This is a genomic window from Nonomuraea sp. NPDC050786 (assembly GCF_040654115.1).
GTDB lineage: Bacteria > Actinomycetota > Actinomycetes > Streptosporangiales > Streptosporangiaceae > Nonomuraea.
Window position 1 is genome coordinate 326217 of record NZ_JBFAHJ010000002.1, and the last position, 17663, is coordinate 343879.

Sequence of the window (17663 nt, forward strand, 5' to 3'; positions counted from 1 at the left end):
AGATGCTGTGCCTATTGGTTCGCTCGCTTCGCTCCCTCACGTGCTCTCTCCCCCGAGCAGCAGGTACAGGACGGCCATGCGGATGGTCACGCCGTTGGTGACCTGCTCGACGATCGTGGACCGGGCCGAGTCGGCCACCTCGGCGGCGATCTCCATGCCCCGGTTCATCGGACCGGGGTGCATGACGATCGCGTCGTCGGGCATCTTGGCGAACCGGTCGCGGTCGAGCCCGTACCGGCGGGAGTACTCGCGCTCGCTCGGGAAGTACGCGGCGTTCATCCGCTCCTTCTGCACGCGCAGCATCATCACCACGTCCGACTTGGGCAGCACGGCGTCCAGGTCGTACGACACCTCGCACGGCCAGGAGCCGACGGCGACGGGCAGCAGCGTGGGCGGCGCCACCAGCGTGACGTCGGCGCCGAGCGTGTGGAGCAGCAGCACGTTGGAGCGGGCGACCCGGCTGTGCAGCACGTCGCCGACGATCGTGACCTTGCGTCCGTCGAGAGTGCCCAGGCGGCGGCGCATCGAGAAGGCGTCGAGCAGCGCCTGCGTGGGGTGCTCGTGGGTGCCGTCGCCGGCGTTGACGACGCTGCCGTGCACCCAGGTGGCCAGGCGGTGCGGCGCGCCGGAGGCGCTGTGGCGGATGACCACCGCGTCGGCGCCCATGGCCTCGAGGGTGAGCGCGGTGTCCTTGAGCGACTCGCCCTTGGACACGCTCGACCCCTTGGCCGAGAAGTTGATCACGTCCGCGGACAGCCGCTTGGCCGCCGCCTCGAACGAGATCCGCGTACGGGTGGAGTCCTCGAAGAACAGGTTGACCACGGTGCGGCCGCGCAGCGTCGGCAGCTTCTTGATGGAGCGTTCCGAGACTCTCGCCAGCTCCTCCGCGGTGTCGAGGATGAGCAGCGCGTCGTCCTTGGACAGGTCACCGGCGGAGATCAGGTGGCGGTTCACTTGTCGTCCCCCTTCACGAGCAGCACGGCGTCGCGGCCGTCGATCTCCTGCAGGTAGACCCGGACCTTCTCGCTCTTGGCCGTGGGAAGGTTCTTGCCGACGTAGTCGGCGCGGATGGGCAGCTCGCGGTGGCCGCGGTCGACCAGCGTGGCCAGCTGCACGGCGGTGGGGCGGCCCAGGTCGTTGAGCGCGTCGAGCGCGGCGCGCACGGTGCGGCCGGAGTAGAGGACGTCGTCCACGAGCACGACCACGCGGCCGTCGATGCCGTCCGGCGGCAGCTCGGTGCGGCCGAGCGGGCGGGCGGGCTTGAGCCTCAGGTCGTCCCGGTACATCGTGATGTCGATCGAGCCGACGGGTATCTTGACGCCTTCGAACTGCTGGATGCGGTCCCCGAGCCGGCGGGCGAGCGTGGCGCCGCGGGTGGGGATGCCGAGGAGTACGACGTCGTCGGCGCCCTTGGTGCGCTCGAGGATCTCGTGCGCGATCCGGGTCAGCGCCCTATGGATGTCCGGGGCTTCGAGCACGGCCCTGGAATCGGACATGGCGAATCTCACCACCTTTCCCGCCTCACGGGACGGGTCTTAAAGGGTGTTGGTCGGCACACACAGTACCAGGGGCTACCAGGAACAACGCGGGCGGGCTTCGGTTGCGTCACGACGTGCCCACGGGGTACGGATGGCGTACCGGTCTTCTCGGGGAAAGAGGTTGATACTGCCCGAGGACGCCGTCTGGAGGGAAACAGCGAAGATGGCCTTTCATGTCGATTCCGAGGTCGGACGCCTGCGCCAGGTGCTCCTGCACCGGCCGGACCTGGCGCTCAAGCGGCTGACCCCGTCCAACAAGGACGCGTTCCTCTTCGACGACGTGCTGTGGGCCAGGCGCGCGATAGAGGAGCACGAGGAGTTCCAGCGAGTGCTGACCGACCGCGGCGTCAAGGTCCACCTGCTGGCCGACCTGCTCACGGAGACCGTCGACATCCCGGAGGCGCGCAAGCACATCCTCGACGCGGTCATCGACGAGCGCTGGCTCGGCCCCGGCGCCATCGACGACGTGCGCAACGTCCTCGACGGCCTGGACTCGGCGGCGCTGCAGGTCTACCTGACCGGCGGCGTCACCAAGCGGGAGCTGGTCGAGATGGGCTGCGACTTCGACTCCGTGACCTTCCACACCACCGGCGACGACGACTTCGTGCTGCCGCCGCTGCCCAACCACCTCTTCACCCGCGACACGTCCTGCTGGATCTACGACGGCGTGTCGATCAACGCGATGAAGAAGAAGGCCCGCATGCGCGAGACGGTCAACATGGAGGCCGTCTACATGTACCACCCGACGTTCGCCGACGGGTTCGGCCGGCCGGAGGCGGGCGGCTTCCACTGCTGGATGCCGGGGCAGTCGGTGGCGCCGGCCACCATGGAGGGCGGCGACGTGCTGGTCATCGGCCGGGGCGCGGTGCTGGTGGGCATGAGCGAGCGCACCCAGCCCCAGGCGGTCGAGATGCTGGCGCAGCGGCTGTTCGCCGCCGGCTCCGCGCGGACGATCGTGGCCCTGGACATGCCGAAGGCGCGGGCGTTCATGCATCTCGACACCGTGATGACGATGCTCGACGTGGGGGTGTTCACCAAGTACGCGGGGCTCGGGATGCTGCCCGCGTACACCATCGAGCCGGGCGAGACGCGCAAGGAGCTCAAGGTCACCGACCACCCTCCGGAGCACATGCACAAGGCCATCGCCCACGCCCTCGACCTGCCCGACATCACGGTGCTGACCCCCCAGCAGGACGTCCGCGCGGCCGAGCGGGAGCAGTGGGACGACGGCTGCAACGGGCTGGCGCTGGAGCCGGGCGTCGTCGTCGCCTACGAGCGCAACACCACCACCAACAACTACCTGCGCGACAACGGCATCGAGGTCATCACGATCAGGGGCAGCGAGCTCGGCAGGGGGCGCGGCGGCCCGCGCTGCATGAGCTGCCCGCTCGAACGCGACGCTGCATAAGACGCGGCATGAGACGCGGCATGAGACGGGGCACGAGACGGGGCACGAGGGGGTAGGCGGATGCGGGTCATCGTCGCGCTGGGCGGCAACGCGGTGCTCAAACGCGGCCAGGCGCCGGACGCGGACGTCCAGCAGGCCAACATCCGCGCGGCCGTCAAGACGCTCGCCCGCCTGGCCCTCGAGCACGAGCTGGTCATCACCCATGGGAACGGCCCGCAGGTGGGCCTGCTGGCCGTGGAGAGCGCCGCCGACCCGAGCCTGACCAGGCCGTACCCGTTCGACACGCTCGGCGCGCAGACGCAGGGCATGATCGGCTACTGGATGCAGCAGGCCCTGCAGAACGCGCTGCCCGGCCGGCAGGTGCTGGCCATGGTCACGCAGACGCTGGTGACGGCCGTCGATCCCGCCTTCGAGAACCCGACCAAGTTCGTCGGGCAGGTCTACGACCAGGAGGCGGCGGAGAAGCTGGCCGCCGAGTACGGGTGGACGGTCAGGCAGGACGGCCCCCACTGGCGGCGCGTCGTCCCCTCGCCCGTTCCGCGCCGCATCGTCGAGACCCGGCTGATCCGGATGATGATCCGCGAGGGCGTGGTCGTGATCTGCGCGGGCGGCGGCGGCATCCCGGTCGTCCGCGACGAGCGCGGCCGGCTGACCGGCGTGGAGGCGGTCGTCGACAAGGACCTCACCGCCGCGATGCTGGCCGAGGCGCTGGACTGCGACGCGTTCCTGAGCCTCACCGACGTGCCGCGCGTCATGCGCGCCTTCGGCACGCCGCACCAGAGCGAGATCGCCCACACCACGCCGCACGAGCTGCGCGCCCTGGAGTTCCCCGCCGGGTCGATGGGGCCGAAGGTGGAGGCGGCCTGCCGGTTCGTGGAGACGACCGGCGACATGGCCGCGATCGGCAGGCTGGACGAGGCCGAGCGCATACTCGAGGGCTCAGCGGGCACGATCGTGACACCGAACGGCAGGTGGCCGCTGACGAGCACGCTGTAGGGGTGTCCGATGACACTGGCGCGACGGCTCTTCCGCACCAAACCCACCGAGCGCATCGTCGCCGAGGGCGGCCACGGGGAGGGCGGCGAGCTGCGGCGCACCATGTCGCTCTGGCAGCTCACGCTCTTCAGCGTCGGCGCCACGCTCGGCACCGGCATCTTCGTCATCCTGGGGCAGGCCGTGCCCAAGGCGGGGCCCGCGGTGGTGCTGTCGTTCGTGCTGGCGGCGATCACGGCGCTGTTCTCGGCCCTGTCCTACGCCGAGCTCGCCGGGACGATCCCGGTGTCCGGCTCGTCCTACTCCTACGCGTACGCGACGCTGGGCGAGCTGGTGGCCTGGGTGTGCGGCTGGTGCCTCATGCTGGAGTACGCCGTCTCCGTGGCGGCCGTGGCCGTGGGCTGGGGCGAGTACCTGAACGCGTTCCTGCGGGCCCTGTTCGGCTTCACGCTGCCGGAGGCCGTCACCCGCTCCCCCGGCCAGGGCGGCGTGGTCAACGTCGCCGCGATCGTCATCGTCCTGCTCGCCACGTGGCTGCTGCTGCACGGGGCCTCCGAGAGCGCCACGGCGAACGCGGTCTTCGTGGTGATCAAGGTCGTGGTGCTGCTCTTCTTCTGCATGGTGGCGTTCACGGCCTTCCAGACCCGGAACTTCACGCCGTTCGCCCCCATGGGGGTGGCCGGGATCACGGCGGCAGCCTCGCAGGTGTTCTTCTCCTACATCGGCTTCGACGCCGCCTCTACCGCGGGAGAGGAGGCCAGGAACCCCAGGCGCGACCTGCCCCTCGCGATCATCCTGTCACTGGCCATCGTGACGGCCGTCTACGTGCTCGTGGCCATGGCGGCCATCGGCGCGACGCCGTGGACGAGCTTCGACCCGGACAAGAGCGAGGCGAGCCTCTCGCACATCGCCGACCTGGCCGGCGGCGCGTCCTGGCCGGGCCTGATCGTCTCCTTCGGCGCGGTGATCGCCATCGCCAGCGTCGTGCTCACCGTCATCTACGGCCAGACACGCATCCTGTTCGCGATGTCCCGCGACGGGCTCATCCCGCGGATCTTCCAGCGGGTCGCCATGCGTCGCCAGGTCCCCGTCGCCAACACCCTCATCGTCGCCGCGTTCATCTCCGTGCTGGCGGGCCTGGTGCCGCTCGGCCGGCTCGCGGAGGCCACCAGCATCGGCACGCTGTTCGCCTTCGCCATCGTCAACGTCGGGGTGCTCGTCCTGCGCCGCCGCAGCCCCGAGCTGCCGCGCGGCTTCCGCGTGCCGCTCTTCCCCGCCACGCCGGTGCTCGGCGCGATCTTGTGCGTCGTCGTGATGGCGGGCCTGGCCGGCGCCACGTGGGCGGCGTTCGGGCTGTGGATGCTCGTGGGCCTGATCTGCTACTTCCTGTACGGCTACGGCCATTCGCGGCTGAACGCCGAGGTGACCTGAATGAAGCTGCACGACGTGCTGGCCGGCTTCGTCCCCGAGCTCCTGGGGCGGGACGGGCTGGCGCTGGCCGTGCTGCTCAAGGAGCAGGCGCGGGGCCGCCTGACGGTGGCGTACGTGCAGCCGCCCACGTGGTCCGTGCCCGGGCCCGCCAGGGCCGAGGAGAGCGCGTGGCGGGCGTACCTGATGGAGCAGGCCGACGCGGCGCTCTGGCAGGCTCGCGAGCTGGCGGGCGACGCCGACTACGTGGTCCACGCGCACAAGGGCAGCGGGCGCGGGCTGGTGGAGCTGGCGCGCGAGCGCGGCGCCGACGTCGTGGTGATCGGCTCGGCCCCTGGCGGCGGCAAGGGGCGCATCGCCCTGGGCAGCACCGCCGACCAGCTCCTGCACTCGTCCTCCGTTCCCGTGCTGCTCGCCCCGCGCGGCTACGCCGGCGAACGCCCCGCCGCCCTCGAACGTCTCACCGTCGCCTACCGCCGCGGCCCCGGCTGTGACGCCGCAGTCAAGGACGCGACGGCGGTGGCCGCGGCTCTGGGCGTCCCGCTGCGGCTGGTCACGCTGGTGGTCAGCGGCGACAGGCACGCCGTGATCGAGGAGGACCTGCTGGAACGCCTGCGCGACCAGGCGGCCTCGGACCTGCGGACGGCGACCCGCGGGCGGCCGGAGGCGGAGGTCGAGGTGCTGGAGGGCGGCAACGTCGCCCAGGCGCTCCGGACGACCTCGTGGCTCCCCGGTGAGATGATCATATGCGCTTCGAGCGCCACCGGGCCACTCAGGCGGGTCTTCCTGGGCGACACCTCGCTCAAGATCGTACGGGCTGCGACCTGCCCTGTCATGATTCTCCCCCGGAAGTGCTGACGCGGCGGCGGGGGCGAAATTCCTCGGCAAACTATGACGAAGTACCGTTACAAATGAGACACCAGGGGCGTTTGTGGCGTTCTCTACCGGACCGGATTCGGCATCTTTTTTCCAATCAGCTTGACCTTAGGCGTCCGCCCCTTTACCGTCACTGTCCGTAACCACACCTCGCGGCGTTCTGGGTTAAACCTGGGGCCACGGCTACCGTTGGTGCCTAGCACGGCACCAGACCCCCCGGTGGCTAGGGCATAAGCCGCAAGGGAGCACAATCTACTGAGAGCGATACATACGAGAGCCGGGGGGCCACAGAATGCCGTCTGAGTACGCAAAGTCGCTGGGTGCACGACTGCGCGCCATCCGCACCCAGCAGGGGCTTTCCCTGCACGGGGTCGAGGAGAAGTCGCGCGGCAGGTGGAAGGCCGTGGTCGTGGGCTCTTATGAGCGCGGCGACCGAGCGGTGACCGTGCAGAAGCTTGCCGAGCTTGCCGACTTCTACGGGGTGCCCGTATCCGAGCTGCTGCCGGGTGGCGCCGCGCCCAGCCCGCTGGGGCCGACGCCCAAGCTTGTGATCGACCTGGAGCGCCTGGCCGCGCTGCCCAAGGAGAAGGCGGGGGCACTGGCCCGCTACGCCGCCACGATCCAGAGCCAGCGCGGTGACTACAACGGCAAGGTGCTGTCGATCCGCCAGGAGGACCTGCGCTCCCTGGCCGTGATCTATGACAAGTCGCCGAGCGAGCTGACCGAGGAGCTCATCAGCTGGGGCGTCCTCGACGCCGAGGCACGCCGCGCCGTCGAGTCGTTCTGAGGCCGGTCCCGGCCTGAGTGTGCGCCGTCCGCTCACGGGCTCGCCGCCGCCTGGCGCCGGCGAGCCCACCGGCTTCCTGGCACCGGGGACGGCACACTCACGCCTCTTTCCGGCCTGAACCGGATGCCCGTACGCCACGGGTCTCCGCAATGTGACGAAGATCACCGGCCGCCTTCACGCCCGATGCGCGCTCTGTGCGTCCGTACGGGCGTGGGTGGCGCGCCGCGAATGATGTGCCCCGGATTGCCAGATTGACCCTGCCCACGGCGACTGCGCGCTTCACAAGGCGCGTGTGCGCACCTGAGGCATGCCTCCAGGGCGAGCGCCCGGCGGCGAAGCGGGCGAGCGCGTCCGGCATCCTGAGCCCGCGCTGAAAGGATGCGCGACGCAGACCGGGAACCCGCCGCGTGGGGCGGCGTTCCGGTGAAGAGCCGTGTCCCCGGGCGGGGACAGGCAGGGGGCTCAGCCCGCCAAGGGGACGTTCACGGGGAGCTGGGGCTGGGAGGGGACGCCCAGGAGGTCTTCCACCGTGGAGACGAACGTCTCAGCCTCGGCCAGGATCTCGTCGGCGTCGGCCGCGCTGACCCTGCTGACCATGCCCGCCTCCGCGGCGGCGCGCTTGGCGGCGCTCACCGCGAAGTAGGCCGCCCACTCGGCCAGGTGCGGCTCGGCCTCGGGCAGCAGGTCCCAGGCGCTGCGCAGGCGGCGCCTGCGGCCCTCCGTGGGACGGGGACGCGCGGCCAGCATCGCCGCCGCCGCTCGAAGGGCTGCCAGGTGGGCCGCCACATATCGGGATGCCGGGGTGCGGGCGCCGGCCGCGTCCGCCAGGCAGGAACGTGAATCGGTCAAGTGTGCCCGAACCGCAGGCGACAGCCGGGGCCCGGGCGTTTCTCTAGGCCGTGGTGCCATCTTGCGCGCCTCCTTGGAGTCGTGGGCGGCAGCCGGCGCTGAGCCGGTGGAGCCCAGACTTGCAGACGCCACCGACATTTCCGCCGGGCTGGCCGGACGAGGAGCTTCCCCTCTCCCCGTCCGGCCAGGACGCGCCCACTCGTCTCCGCCGACGACGAGGACGCGCCCTTCGCCCGTGGATCCTGGCCGCGGGTATCGCTTGGGGAAGCGAACGGCCCGCGACCAGGTCCTTGTGACGCTGAGCCGCGAGCCCCACCGTCACAACGTCGAACATAATTTCGATCACGCTCGGTGTCAACCGATTCCACGAACACAGGTTCGACGTGTCGCGGTCCCGCAGACGCAGAAAGGGCCGTCGCCGCACCAGCACGAGATGCGGCGACGGCCCTCGGGCCGTTCAAGGGGGTCAGGCGTCGCTCAGGCGATGGAGATGGCCCCCGAGGGGCACAGGGTCACGGCGCGGCGGACGCCGTCCTCCAGCTCCTGCGGCGGCACCTTCTGCAGGAGCTCCACCGTGCCCTCGTCCTCGCTCTGGTCGAACACCTCCGGCACTGTCAGCGCGCACATGCCCGCGCCGATGCACACCGTCGTATCTGCCTTGATCTCCATGATGACCTACCAAGTGACTGGGAGGCGGTGCACGCCATAGATGCCCATATCCGAGCGCATCGGCACCTCCTCGGGTGTTACGGCCAAGCGTAGACCCGGGAAGCGGCGCAGCAGTGCGGGGTACGCGATGCGCATCTCGGCCCGCGCCAGCTGCTGTCCCAGGCACTGATGGATGCCGTGGCCGAAGGTCAGGTGCCCGCCCGCCTGCCTGGTGACGTCGAGCCGGTCGCCGTCGGGAAAGCGGTCCGGGTCGCGGTTGGCGGCGGGCAGCTGAAGGGTGACGGCCTCGCCCGCCTTGATGAGGTTGCCCTCGATCTCGACGTCCTCCAGCGCGGTACGGATCGGTCCGACGTGGATGATCGTGAGGTAGCGCAGCAGCTCCTCGACGCCGTTGTCCACCACCGACGGGTCGTCGCGCATGGCGGCGAGCTGGTCGGGGTTCGTGAGCAGCGCGTACGTCCCGAGCCCCAGCATGTTGGCGGTCGTCTCGTGCCCGGCCACCAGCAGCAGGAACGAGACCCCGGTGAGCTCCTCGTCGTTCAGCTCCCCGCCCTCGATGAGCCCGCTGAGCAGGTCGTCGGACGGCTCCTCGCGCTTGCGCTGGATGAGCCCGTACAGGTACGCCATGACCCGGCCGAGCGCGGCGATCGCCTCCTCGGCCTTGGTCTCCAGGCTGAGCAGGAGCTTGGAGTCCTCCTGGAACTGCGCGCGGTCCTCGTACGGCACCCCGAGCAGCTCGCAGATCACCAGCGACGGGATGGGCAGCGCGAACACCTGCACGAGGTCCACGGGACCGCCGGCGGCGGCCATGGCGTCCAGGTGGGCGTTGACGATCTCCTCGATCCTGGACTCGAGCGCCTTCATCCGGCGCACGGTGAACTGCCCGGTGAGCAGCTTGCGGTAGCGCGTGTGGTCGGGCGGGTCCATCCGGAGGAAGACCCCCGCCGGCATCTTCCGCTCCCGCTGCATCTTCACCCGTTCGAGCTGGCTCGCCAGCGGCGGATGCGAGAGCTCCTGCCGGTTGCTGAAGTGCGGGTGCGCCAGGATGGCGCGGGCCGCCGAATAGCGGGTCACCAGCCAGCCCCGGTGGCCGTCTGGGTACGTCATGCGGTGCATGGCCCCCTGTTGTCGCAGCTCAGTGGCTTCGTCAGGCGGGTCGAGCGGACGCCGGCGGGCCATGGGAAACGTGACGTCGGACATGCTGCGGCTCCTTTCCGAGTGACACTCCATAAAACCTCGTCCATTGCAAAATTTCAATGCATGCAAATAAACAGTGCTTGCACTATAGTTTCGGCATGGTGGAAAGCGGTGGCGTGGGGCTGCGGGAGCGCAAGAAGCAGCGCACGCGCCGGGCACTGGTCGAGGCCGCGCTCCGGCTGTTCGACGAGAAGGGCTACGAGGAGACCACGCTCGCGGAGATCGCCGCGGAAGCCGACGTGTCGACGCGCACGTTCTTCAGCTACTTCGCGAGCAAGGAGGACGTGGTCTTCTACGACTCCGAGGGCCGGATGGAGCGGGCGGTCGCCACGCTGGCGGACAGGGAGCCGGGCGAGTCACCGGCCGACGTGCTGCGCAGGATCGTGGAGGAGAGCCTGGAGTGGCTCACCACGTACGAGGAGTTCACGTGCGAGGACGCGGGGCTGCGGCTACGGCTCGTCCTCAAGGAGCCCACGCTGCAGGCGCGGGCGCTCATGATGCTGTTCGAGAACCAAGCGAGGATGGCGCGGGCGCTGCACGCGGCGTACCCGGACAAACTCGACCGGGTTGAGGCGGCCGCCGCCGTGGGGGCGGTGTTCGGCGCGGTGAAGCTGGCGATCATCACGAACATCGACAACGACCGGTCCGTGGAGCAGATGTGGCACACGGCGCGGCGCGCGGCCGAGATCACGCTCTCCGGCCTGTGCTCGCTCGGTTAGCCCTCGACGGCCCTGTCTGGAAAACTGTCCGGAGGGGAGGGGGAGCCGGATGGCGAGGAGCAGGTGGCCGGTCGCTCTCGGCCTGCTGGCGCTGGGGCCGCTCCTGGCGGCGGCGTACGCGGGCGTCAACCTCGTGGCCATCAGGGCGGCCGTGCAGGCACAGGTCGCGGGCCCTGAGTGGGCGGGTGGCCGGCTCGGTCCCGGCGGGATGACCGCGCTGGGCACCGACACCTGGCGGCTGGTCTCGTGGACCGCGCTGCTCGCGGGCTTCCTGAGCGTGGTCTACGCCGTCATCGGCGTGCTCTTACGGCGGCGCGGCCGGGGCCGCACGTTCCTGCTCGTGCTGTCGGGCGTCCTGATCGTGCCGTACGCCCTGGCGGTCCTCGTCGCGCTGGTCAATCCCGTCAAGATGCTGCCGGAGCTCTACGACTCCCCCGACTTCGCCGGCGGCATCCCCGCGTGGCAGGCGGGCACGGTCGCGATCCTGGTGGCGGCCGGGCTGGCACAGGCCGTCGGGCTGTGCATGGCCGCCGCCGAGGCCAGGCGGGCAACCACGGCTTCGGTGTCTCCGGGGGCTGCGGGGGCTCCGGGGGCGCCTCAGCCCTGAAGGAGCCCTGAAGGCCGGACTGCACGGCCGCGGCGGGCTGGTCGAGCGGACCACCCGCCGGCGCTCAGCCGCAGTGCCCGTTCGACCAGGTCGTCCAGCCCATATGGGCACCGCCCCGGCCGGTCGCCGCCCAGCCCGGCGGCGGGAGCGCGCCGTACGGGACGACGGCCGTGCAGGCGCCCTCCGGGGGCCGCCCGCCGTAGAGCTCGATCTTCGTCCACGACACCCGGTACGCCAGCGGCACCCACACGTTCCATTTCACCCGCCGATCCACCGCCACCCGCCCCGGGGGCGGCGCGGGCAGCCAGTCCGCACCGGACGGGGGCGCGGGCGCCTGCCAGGCCGTGAACGCGATGTCGATCAGCGCCAGCGCGCCCACCACCAGCAGCCGGGTGCGGCGGGTGGTGAGGAAGGCGGCCGCGATCAGGCAGGCCAGCATGATCAGTGCGGTCATCGAGGCGGCGACCAGGTCGAGCGAGTCGCGGTCGCCGGTGAGGAAGATCACCTCAGGGAAGTCGAACGCGATGAAGCCGTAGCGCTCCAGCCGGTCCCCCGCGTACCAGGCGGCCGCCCCGCCGGTCAGTGCCGTCAGCCCGGCGGCTGCCGCCGCGTGCCGCACGACGGCCAGGCGCCCGCCCTTCAGCAGGACGACGAGCCCGGCGAGGGTCCAGGCCACCGCGACGCTGGCCAGGTAGCGGCCGTAGACGTAGTTGCCGACGCGGTGCTCGTCCGGCAGTGCGGCCGAGGAGGCGTACGCGACGCCGAGGGTGGTGAGCAGCAGCGTGCCCGCCAGGACACGGTGCTGGAACGGCGCGGACCGCCGTACCAGCAGGGCCGCCGCGCCCGCCAGGCCGACGCCCGCGAGCCCCCAGGTGCCGACGATGAGGTACCAGAGCTGCCCGGCCGCTCCCGAAAGCGCCCAGGCCTGCCCGTCGAGGGTCGTGAGCCTGGACATGAGCAGCCCGGACAGGTCACGGGACCCGCCCGGGTACAGCGCGGCCGCCAGCGCCCCGTTGAGCGCCTTACCCGCCGCCACGACCGCACCGGCGCTCCCCAGCGCCGCGACCGCCGGCCTCGCCATCCTCCGCCGGACCGCCGACATCAACGCCCTCCGCCGGACTGCCTGCGGCACCGCCCTCCACCGGACCGCCGCCACCATCACGACCAGCACGCAGACCGCCAGGACGACCGTCCCCCGCAGGTGCGCCGCCATCGCGAACGCCGACAGCCCGCCCGCCGCCGCCCCGGCCCGCACCGACCCGTACGCGACCAGGTCGTGCACCGCGACCAGCCAGGCGAGCACGAGCACGGGCAGGATCGCATCGGTCAGCGCCAGCCCCGAGAACACCAGCAGCGCCGGCGACAGCGCCGCCACGAACGCCGCGATCAGCGCGGCCCGCCCGCCCAGCCCCATCCGGCGCAGCAGCAGGTACGCCAGCGGGTACGCGCTCGCGGCCGCCATCGACCCCACCACGACCACCAGCCGGTACGCCAGGACGGGGTCGGAGGTGAGCCAGAAGATCGGGACCAGCAGGACCGGGTACCCGCCCTGGTAGAAGGTCGAGCCGGTCAGGTCGGCGCCGGGCCCGCCGGCCAGCCAGCGGGCGGCGAGCAGGTAACCGGTCTCGTCCGGGTTGGCCACCGGTCCGGTGTGGTACCGGTACAGCCACAGGCGCAGCCCCACGTGCGCGACCCACCCCGCCGCCAGCAGCCACCACAGCCGGGACCGGTTCTCGCGCCGCGCCGCCACCTGTGCGGGCGCGGGCGCCATGAACACCGTTGTCAATGGACTCCCCCCAAGAAGGTCAGGGAGGGAGTCCAACAAAGGCCCCATAACGGGCCCGTCACCGTATTTGGTTATGCGCGCGTTATGCCGCGCGTTATGCCACTGGGGCCCCCGGCCACGCGCTCACCGGCGACGCCCGCCTCAGGCGCGCCTGAACTTGCCCCGGACATGCACGGGCACGCCCTTGCCGAGCATCCCCGGCAGGACCTCTGCCACGTTCATCGGCATGCGTACGCACCCGTGCGAAGCCGGGTAGAGCGGCACCGACAGCGCGCCGTGGAAGGCGATGCCGCCGTTGAAGAAGATCGGGTTGTAGAGCTGCCCCAGGTACGACCGGTGCCACCCGCGGGCGCGCCACGTCGTCCGGTAATCACCCGTCGGCGTGGTCGCCGAGCCGCAGAAGCGCTGCTGCTTGCCCTGCCAGGTGGCGGTCTCGCAGTAGGGGACGCCGCTGCCCGAGGAGATGTGGGTGATCAGCTTCACCTGGCCGCCCACGTACAGGACCATGATCTGCTTGGTGAGGTTGACCTCGGCGCGGGTCGGCTTGCCGTTCCTGACCAGGACCTGCGGGGACTTCGGGGCCTCCAGGGCGTCCCACGTGCGCTTGGCGACGGTGCTGGACGGGCTGATGCCGTTCACCTTCTGGAACGCCCACACGGCCGCCAGCGTCGCCCCGCCGTACCGGCCGTCGGCCTTGCCGGGGCGGTAGCCGAGCTCGGCCAGGCGCTGCTGCAGCCACTGGACGGCCTTGCCCTTGGAGCCCAGCTTGAGCGTCTTGCGCGGCGCGGTGACCGTGGCGGAGGGCCCGGATCGCGCGCCCGCCGAGATGCGCGTGACGACGGGGGACACAGCTGTCAGAACCGGTGACGCCGACGTCGAGCGTTGCGGCGCCTGCGCGCCGCAGCCCGAGAGTGCGAGAGCGCCAGCCGTCAGAAGAGCAGCCACCCCGGGCAGCCGTCGAGCCCCCACGTGTACCACCTCTCATACCATTACCGAATAGATCAGTGGACCCTACACCACTCGCCATGAACCAGTAATGAAGCGGTCAACTGTTTAGAGTGTGTCCATGCCTGAGAAGTTGCCGTCCAATGCCGTCGTCGTTCAAACCGCGCTGCGCGAACTGGGCGCGGGCGGCGAGATCGTCGTCCTGCCCGAGAAGGCCCCCACGGCCGCGAGCGCCGCGGCTCAGCTCGGGTGCGAGGTCGGAGCCATCGCCAACAGCCTGATCTTCGACGCGGACGGCGCGCCGCTGCTGGTGCTGACGAGCGGGGCGCACCGCGTGGACGTGGAGCTGATCGCCCGCACGGTGGGGGCCGCGAAGGTACGGCGGGCGACGCCGGAGTTCGTCAGGGCGGCGACCGGCCAGCCCATCGGCGGCGTGGCCCCGGTCGGGCACCCGGCGCCCGTGCGGACCCTGGTGGACAACTGGCTCGGCAAGCACGAGGTGGTGTGGGCGGCCGGGGGGCATCCGCTGACCGTCTTCCCGACGACGTTCGACGAGCTCGTGCGGATCACCGGGGGTACGCCGGCGGACGTCGAGTAATGTGCGACGGGTGATCGAGTTTCGCGGGGCGGGTCCGGCCGAGTTCACGGAGCGGCTGGAGACGGTGATCGACATTTACGCGGCTGCCATGAACCCGCCCGCGGAGCAGATCAACGGCCGTAAGACCATCATGCGAAATCACGCGACATATCCGCATTTCCAGTGTTATTTCGCAGAATTGCGTGATTCGTCCGTTTCTTCGCCTCTCACCGTGGGCTTCGCCTACGGCTTCCACGGCGCGCCCGGCCAATGGTGGCACGACGTGGTCTACCGGGCCGTGACCGACCGTCTCGGCCGGGAGGCCGCCAACGCCTGGCTGGGCAACGCGTTCGAACTGGCCGAGATCCACGTCCACCCCGACCACCACGGCAAGGGCATCGGCCGCGCGATGATCCGCACCCTCTGCGCCGGCCGCCCCGAGCGCTCGGCCGTCCTGTCCACGCACGACCAGCCCACCGCCGCCCGCCACCTCTACGCCGCCATGGGGTTCACCGACCTCCTCACGAGGTTCGTGTTCCCGGGCGGCCACGAGGAGTACGCCATCATGGGCCGCCCCCTGCCCTTGACCTGACGGCGACATGCTGAGGAACCCGTGACTGTTGGGTTTGTTTGGACATGGCTGGGGGCACCATCCATTACGTAAGGTATCCGCCCCTTTACTCACCGTCTTCTGTCCCCTGCCCGTCACCCGCCCGGTCCCCCTGCGGGCGGGTGGCGGGCCACCCCACCCGCAGTACGGCGGTGTCCCGGGCGGCGGTACACCTCATCCAGCGCGCCACACCCCAGCGCGCGACCCACCACCCGCCGCCCTCGTGCCCCGTCACCGCGGGGCCCCTCCGGCGCAGGCGCGGCGGGATGGTGGCTCGGGCCGCCCGGCGCGCTGAACGCTTGGACGCGGTCGCACCTCGCCCAGCGGTTTCAGGCGGAAAGAGCCGCCCGCTCGAGGCGTTGGAAGACTTCGCGTGACGCGCTGGAGCGGTTGAACGTGATGAAGTGGATGCCCGGCGCGCCCTCGTCGAGCAGCCGCTGGCACAGCTCGGCCCCGTGCTCGATGCCGAGCCGCCGCACCGCCGCCGGGTCGTCCGCGACCGCCTCGAAGCGGGCCGCCACCTCGGCCGGGAACGGCGCCCCCGACAGCTGCTCGGACCGCGCGATCGTGCTCATCTGCGTCACCGGCATGATGCACGGGATGATCGGCGTGTCGCACCCCTTGGCCGCCACCCGGTCGCGCAGCCGCAGATAGTCCTCCGCGCGGAAGAACATCTGCGTGATCGCGTAGTCGGCCCCCGCCTGGCACTTGCGGACGAAGTAGTCGGTGTCGGACTCGATGGACGGCGAGCGCGGATGCTTGTACGGGAAGGCGGCCACGCCGACGCAGAAGTCGCCCGACTGCCTGATCAGCCGCACCAGGTCCTCGGCGTAGAGCACGCCCTCGGGGTGCCGCACCCACTCGGCCGCCGGGTCGCCAGGGGGGTCGCCGCGCACGGCCAGGATGTTGCGCACCCCGGCGTCGGCGAAACGCCCCACCAGGTGGCGCAGCTCGCGGATGGAATGGTTGACCGCGGTGAAGTGCGCCACGGGCGTGAGCGTCGTGTCGTGGGCGATCCGCTCGACGATGTCGACCGTGCGGTCACGCGTGGAGCCGCCGGCGCCGTACGTCACGGACACGAACGTCGGCCGCAGCGACTCCAGCTCCCTGATCGCCTTCCAGAGCTGCCGCGCTCCCTCGTCGGTCTTCGGCGGGAAGAACTCGAAGGAGAACGACCGGCCACCGGCGGCGAGCAGGTCGCGGACGGTGGGAACACGATCGGGCAGGATGGAGGGTCGACCAAGCGCCATGCCCCAAGGTTACAGGTCACCTCCCCACCGCAAGGTCATGGACGCGCCACCCTAGGGGGCCGGCGCGCCACCCTAGGGGTCAGGCGGCTGCGTCACCTCCGAGGCACCGGCAACGCCTCCAGCACACCTGCGGAGTCGATCCGGGCGCCCGGCCACTAGTCTCAAGGCATGACCACTGACGCCGCCGGCCTGGACACCCTGCGCAAGCAGGTGGAGCGTGCTCTCGGAGAATTCGTCGAACGGCAGCTGCCCGCCACCGGCGATCCCGAGCTCGCACCGCTGCGCACGGCCGCCGACGAGTTGCTGTCGGGCGGCAAGCGGCTGCGCCCCGCGTTCTGCTACTGGGGCTGGCGCGGCGCGGGCGGCACGGACGTCCCCGAGATCTTCACCGCCGCGGCCTCCCTGGAGCTGCTGCAGGCCAGCGCGCTGGTCCACGACGACGTGATGGACAAGAGCGACCTGCGCAGGGGGATGCCGTCCGCCCACCGCCGGTTCCAGTCGCTGCACGAGAAGTCGGGCTGGCACGGCTCCGCGGAGCAGTTCGGCGAGGGCGCGGCGATCCTGCTGGGCAACCTGCTGCTGATCTGGTCGGGCGAGATGTGGCGCACCAGCGGCCTGCCGCCCGAGTCGCTGGCGGCGGCCCAGCCGGTGCACGACCACATGCGCACCGAGCTGATGTGCGGCCAGTACCTCGACCTGCTGGAGCAGGCCCACGGCGAGAACACGTTCGAGTCGGCGCTGCGGGTGGCGCTGTTCAAGAGCGGCAAATACTCGGTGGAGCAGCCGCTCAGGCTCGGGCTGGTGCTCGCCGCCGGCAAGCTCATGCCGTGGATGGACGAGCTCTGCACGGGGTACGGCACGCAGGTCGGGATCGCGTTCCAGCTCCGGGACGACATCCTGGGAGTGTTCGGCGACCCGGCGCAGACGGGCAAGCCCGCCGGGGACGACCTGCGCGAAGGCAAGCGGACGATGCTCGTCGCCCGCACCCTGGCAGCCGCCTCCCCCGCCGACGCGACCACCGTGCGACGGCTCCTGGGGGATCCTGACCTGGACGAGCACGGGGTGGAGACGCTGCGGCGGATCATCGACGACACCGGTGCGCTGCGGGAATGCGAGGAGCTGATCGGCGACTACCTGGGCAGGGCGCTGTCGGCGCTCGACGAGGCGCCGCTCACGGCCGACGCCCGCACGGCGCTGACGGAGCTCGCCATCGCCGCCACCTCCCGCAACACCTGACGCGTACGCGCTCGGGGGCTCGGCCCTCTCCCGGGTGCGGGCACGCACGCCTGAGGGGGCGATGCGCGCCAACCCAGGGCCTGGCACTGCCATCGCAGCTGGTGCGGGGGCTGCCATCGCCCGGGTGCGGGGGGCTGCCATCGCACCGAGTGCAGGGTCTGCGGTAGGCGGTGCCAGTTCATGGCAGG

The 17663-nt window shown here is 71.0% G+C and carries 18 protein-coding genes; 10 read left to right on the plus strand and 8 right to left on the minus strand.

The genetic code is table 11. From position 1 onward, the window contains the following. Positions 1–36: 36 nt before the first annotated feature. Both AB0H84_RS05865 and pyrR read right to left on the minus strand, forming a co-directional pair. Positions 37–954, minus strand: a complete 918-nt coding sequence (locus AB0H84_RS05865; RefSeq protein ID WP_357598704.1) for an aspartate carbamoyltransferase catalytic subunit — start codon at positions 952–954, stop codon at positions 37–39. Next, a complete protein-coding gene (pyrR, locus tag AB0H84_RS05870) occupies positions 951–1496 on the minus strand; it encodes a bifunctional pyr operon transcriptional regulator/uracil phosphoribosyltransferase PyrR (protein ID WP_357598707.1) in 546 nt (181 codons plus the stop codon). The genes AB0H84_RS05865 and pyrR overlap by 4 nt, the downstream gene beginning before the upstream one ends. Positions 1497–1701: 205 nt before the next feature. On the opposite strand from pyrR, the gene AB0H84_RS05875 reads away from it, so the two are divergent. The 5 genes from AB0H84_RS05875 to AB0H84_RS05895 all read left to right on the plus strand — a co-directional run bounded on the left by AB0H84_RS05875 (position 1702) and on the right by AB0H84_RS05895 (position 7030). Beyond that, a complete protein-coding gene (locus tag AB0H84_RS05875; protein ID WP_357598710.1) occupies positions 1702–2946 on the plus strand; it encodes an arginine deiminase in 1245 nt (414 codons plus the stop codon). A gap of 60 nt (positions 2947–3006) precedes the next feature. Further along, positions 3007–3942, plus strand: coding sequence for a carbamate kinase (gene arcC / locus AB0H84_RS05880; RefSeq protein WP_357598713.1), 936 nt, complete (start codon positions 3007–3009; stop codon positions 3940–3942). 9 nt (positions 3943–3951) lie between these two features. Then, complete coding sequence (locus tag AB0H84_RS05885; RefSeq protein ID WP_357598716.1) at positions 3952–5370, plus strand: amino acid permease; 1419 nt, start codon at positions 3952–3954, stop codon at positions 5368–5370. After that, the gene (locus AB0H84_RS05890) at positions 5371–6225 is read left to right on the plus strand and encodes a universal stress protein (RefSeq protein ID WP_357598719.1); all 855 of its coding nucleotides are present in this window, start codon (positions 5371–5373) and stop codon (positions 6223–6225) included. Positions 6226–6535: 310 nt separating this feature from the next. Further along, positions 6536–7030: a transcriptional regulator gene (locus tag AB0H84_RS05895; protein ID WP_055503136.1), complete on the plus strand. Its 495-nt coding sequence runs from the start codon at positions 6536–6538 to the stop codon at positions 7028–7030. A gap of 462 nt (positions 7031–7492) precedes the next feature. On the opposite strand, the gene AB0H84_RS05900 is transcribed toward AB0H84_RS05895, so the two are convergent. The 3 genes from AB0H84_RS05900 to AB0H84_RS05910 form a co-directional block, all read right to left on the minus strand. Then, positions 7493–7879, minus strand: a complete 387-nt coding sequence (locus AB0H84_RS05900; protein ID WP_344985246.1) for an SAV_6107 family HEPN domain-containing protein — start codon at positions 7877–7879, stop codon at positions 7493–7495. 477 nt (positions 7880–8356) lie between these two features. Beyond that, positions 8357–8548: a ferredoxin gene (locus AB0H84_RS05905; protein WP_344985247.1), complete on the minus strand. Its 192-nt coding sequence runs from the start codon at positions 8546–8548 to the stop codon at positions 8357–8359. Between the two features lie 6 nt (positions 8549–8554). Continuing rightward, on the minus strand, positions 8555–9748 hold the full coding sequence (locus tag AB0H84_RS05910) for a cytochrome P450 (protein ID WP_357598722.1): 1194 nt from the start codon (positions 9746–9748) through the stop codon (positions 8555–8557). 95 nt (positions 9749–9843) lie between these two features. On the opposite strand from AB0H84_RS05910, the gene AB0H84_RS05915 reads away from it, so the two are divergent. Together AB0H84_RS05915 and AB0H84_RS05920 are read left to right on the plus strand one after the other, a co-directional pair. Next, entirely contained in the window at positions 9844–10464 is a 621-nt protein-coding gene (locus AB0H84_RS05915; RefSeq protein WP_357598724.1) for a helix-turn-helix domain-containing protein, read from the plus strand. A gap of 49 nt (positions 10465–10513) precedes the next feature. Further along, complete coding sequence (locus AB0H84_RS05920; RefSeq protein ID WP_357598727.1) at positions 10514–11071, plus strand: hypothetical protein; 558 nt, start codon at positions 10514–10516, stop codon at positions 11069–11071. Positions 11072–11135: 64 nt separating this feature from the next. Here the strand turns inward: AB0H84_RS05920 and AB0H84_RS05925 are convergent, their stop codons facing one another. Both AB0H84_RS05925 and AB0H84_RS05930 read right to left on the minus strand, forming a co-directional pair. Next, complete coding sequence (locus AB0H84_RS05925; protein WP_357598729.1) at positions 11136–12857, minus strand: hypothetical protein; 1722 nt, start codon at positions 12855–12857, stop codon at positions 11136–11138. A 141-nt stretch (positions 12858–12998) separates the two neighbouring features. Further along, positions 12999–13706, minus strand: coding sequence for a L,D-transpeptidase family protein (locus tag AB0H84_RS05930; RefSeq protein ID WP_357598732.1), 708 nt, complete (start codon positions 13704–13706; stop codon positions 12999–13001). Between the two features lie 217 nt (positions 13707–13923). Between AB0H84_RS05930 and AB0H84_RS05935 the strand changes: the two genes are divergently transcribed. Then, entirely contained in the window at positions 13924–14400 is a 477-nt protein-coding gene (locus AB0H84_RS05935; RefSeq protein WP_357598735.1) for a YbaK/EbsC family protein, read from the plus strand. Positions 14401–14410: 10 nt separating this feature from the next. Further along, positions 14411–14971, plus strand: coding sequence for a GNAT family N-acetyltransferase (locus tag AB0H84_RS05940; RefSeq protein ID WP_357598738.1), 561 nt, complete (start codon positions 14411–14413; stop codon positions 14969–14971). 347 nt (positions 14972–15318) lie between these two features. On the opposite strand, the gene metF is transcribed toward AB0H84_RS05940, so the two are convergent. Continuing rightward, positions 15319–16239, minus strand: a complete 921-nt coding sequence (gene metF, locus AB0H84_RS05945) for a methylenetetrahydrofolate reductase [NAD(P)H] (RefSeq protein WP_357598740.1) — start codon at positions 16237–16239, stop codon at positions 15319–15321. A gap of 168 nt (positions 16240–16407) precedes the next feature. Here metF and AB0H84_RS05950 point away from each other — a divergent pair, with 168 nt between their 5' ends. Beyond that, positions 16408–17475: a polyprenyl synthetase family protein gene (locus tag AB0H84_RS05950; RefSeq protein WP_357598742.1), complete on the plus strand. Its 1068-nt coding sequence runs from the start codon at positions 16408–16410 to the stop codon at positions 17473–17475. Positions 17476–17663 lie beyond the last annotated feature (188 nt).

Excerpts from the sequence above, each read along its gene's own strand:
- pyrR (WP_357598707.1), bottom strand. The coding sequence starts at position 1,496 with ATGTCCGATTCCAGGGCCGTGCTCGAAGCCCCGGACATCCATAGGGCG.
- AB0H84_RS05915 (WP_357598724.1), top strand. The coding sequence starts at position 9,844 with ATGGTGGAAAGCGGTGGCGTGGGGCTGCGGGAGCGCAAGAAGCAGCGC.
- metF (WP_357598740.1), bottom strand. The coding sequence starts at position 16,239 with ATGGCGCTTGGTCGACCCTCCATCCTGCCCGATCGTGTTCCCACCGTC.
- AB0H84_RS05935 (WP_357598735.1), top strand. The coding sequence starts at position 13,924 with ATGCCTGAGAAGTTGCCGTCCAATGCCGTCGTCGTTCAAACCGCGCTG.
- AB0H84_RS05875 (WP_357598710.1), top strand. The coding sequence starts at position 1,702 with ATGGCCTTTCATGTCGATTCCGAGGTCGGACGCCTGCGCCAGGTGCTC.
- AB0H84_RS05895 (WP_055503136.1), top strand. The coding sequence starts at position 6,536 with ATGCCGTCTGAGTACGCAAAGTCGCTGGGTGCACGACTGCGCGCCATC.
- AB0H84_RS05885 (WP_357598716.1), top strand. The coding sequence starts at position 3,952 with ATGACACTGGCGCGACGGCTCTTCCGCACCAAACCCACCGAGCGCATC.
- AB0H84_RS05890 (WP_357598719.1), top strand. The coding sequence starts at position 5,371 with ATGAAGCTGCACGACGTGCTGGCCGGCTTCGTCCCCGAGCTCCTGGGG.
- arcC (WP_357598713.1), top strand. The coding sequence starts at position 3,007 with ATGCGGGTCATCGTCGCGCTGGGCGGCAACGCGGTGCTCAAACGCGGC.
- AB0H84_RS05910 (WP_357598722.1), bottom strand. The coding sequence starts at position 9,748 with ATGTCCGACGTCACGTTTCCCATGGCCCGCCGGCGTCCGCTCGACCCG.
- AB0H84_RS05905 (WP_344985247.1), bottom strand. The coding sequence starts at position 8,548 with ATGGAGATCAAGGCAGATACGACGGTGTGCATCGGCGCGGGCATGTGC.
- AB0H84_RS05920 (WP_357598727.1), top strand. The coding sequence starts at position 10,514 with ATGGCGAGGAGCAGGTGGCCGGTCGCTCTCGGCCTGCTGGCGCTGGGG.
- AB0H84_RS05950 (WP_357598742.1), top strand. The coding sequence starts at position 16,408 with ATGACCACTGACGCCGCCGGCCTGGACACCCTGCGCAAGCAGGTGGAG.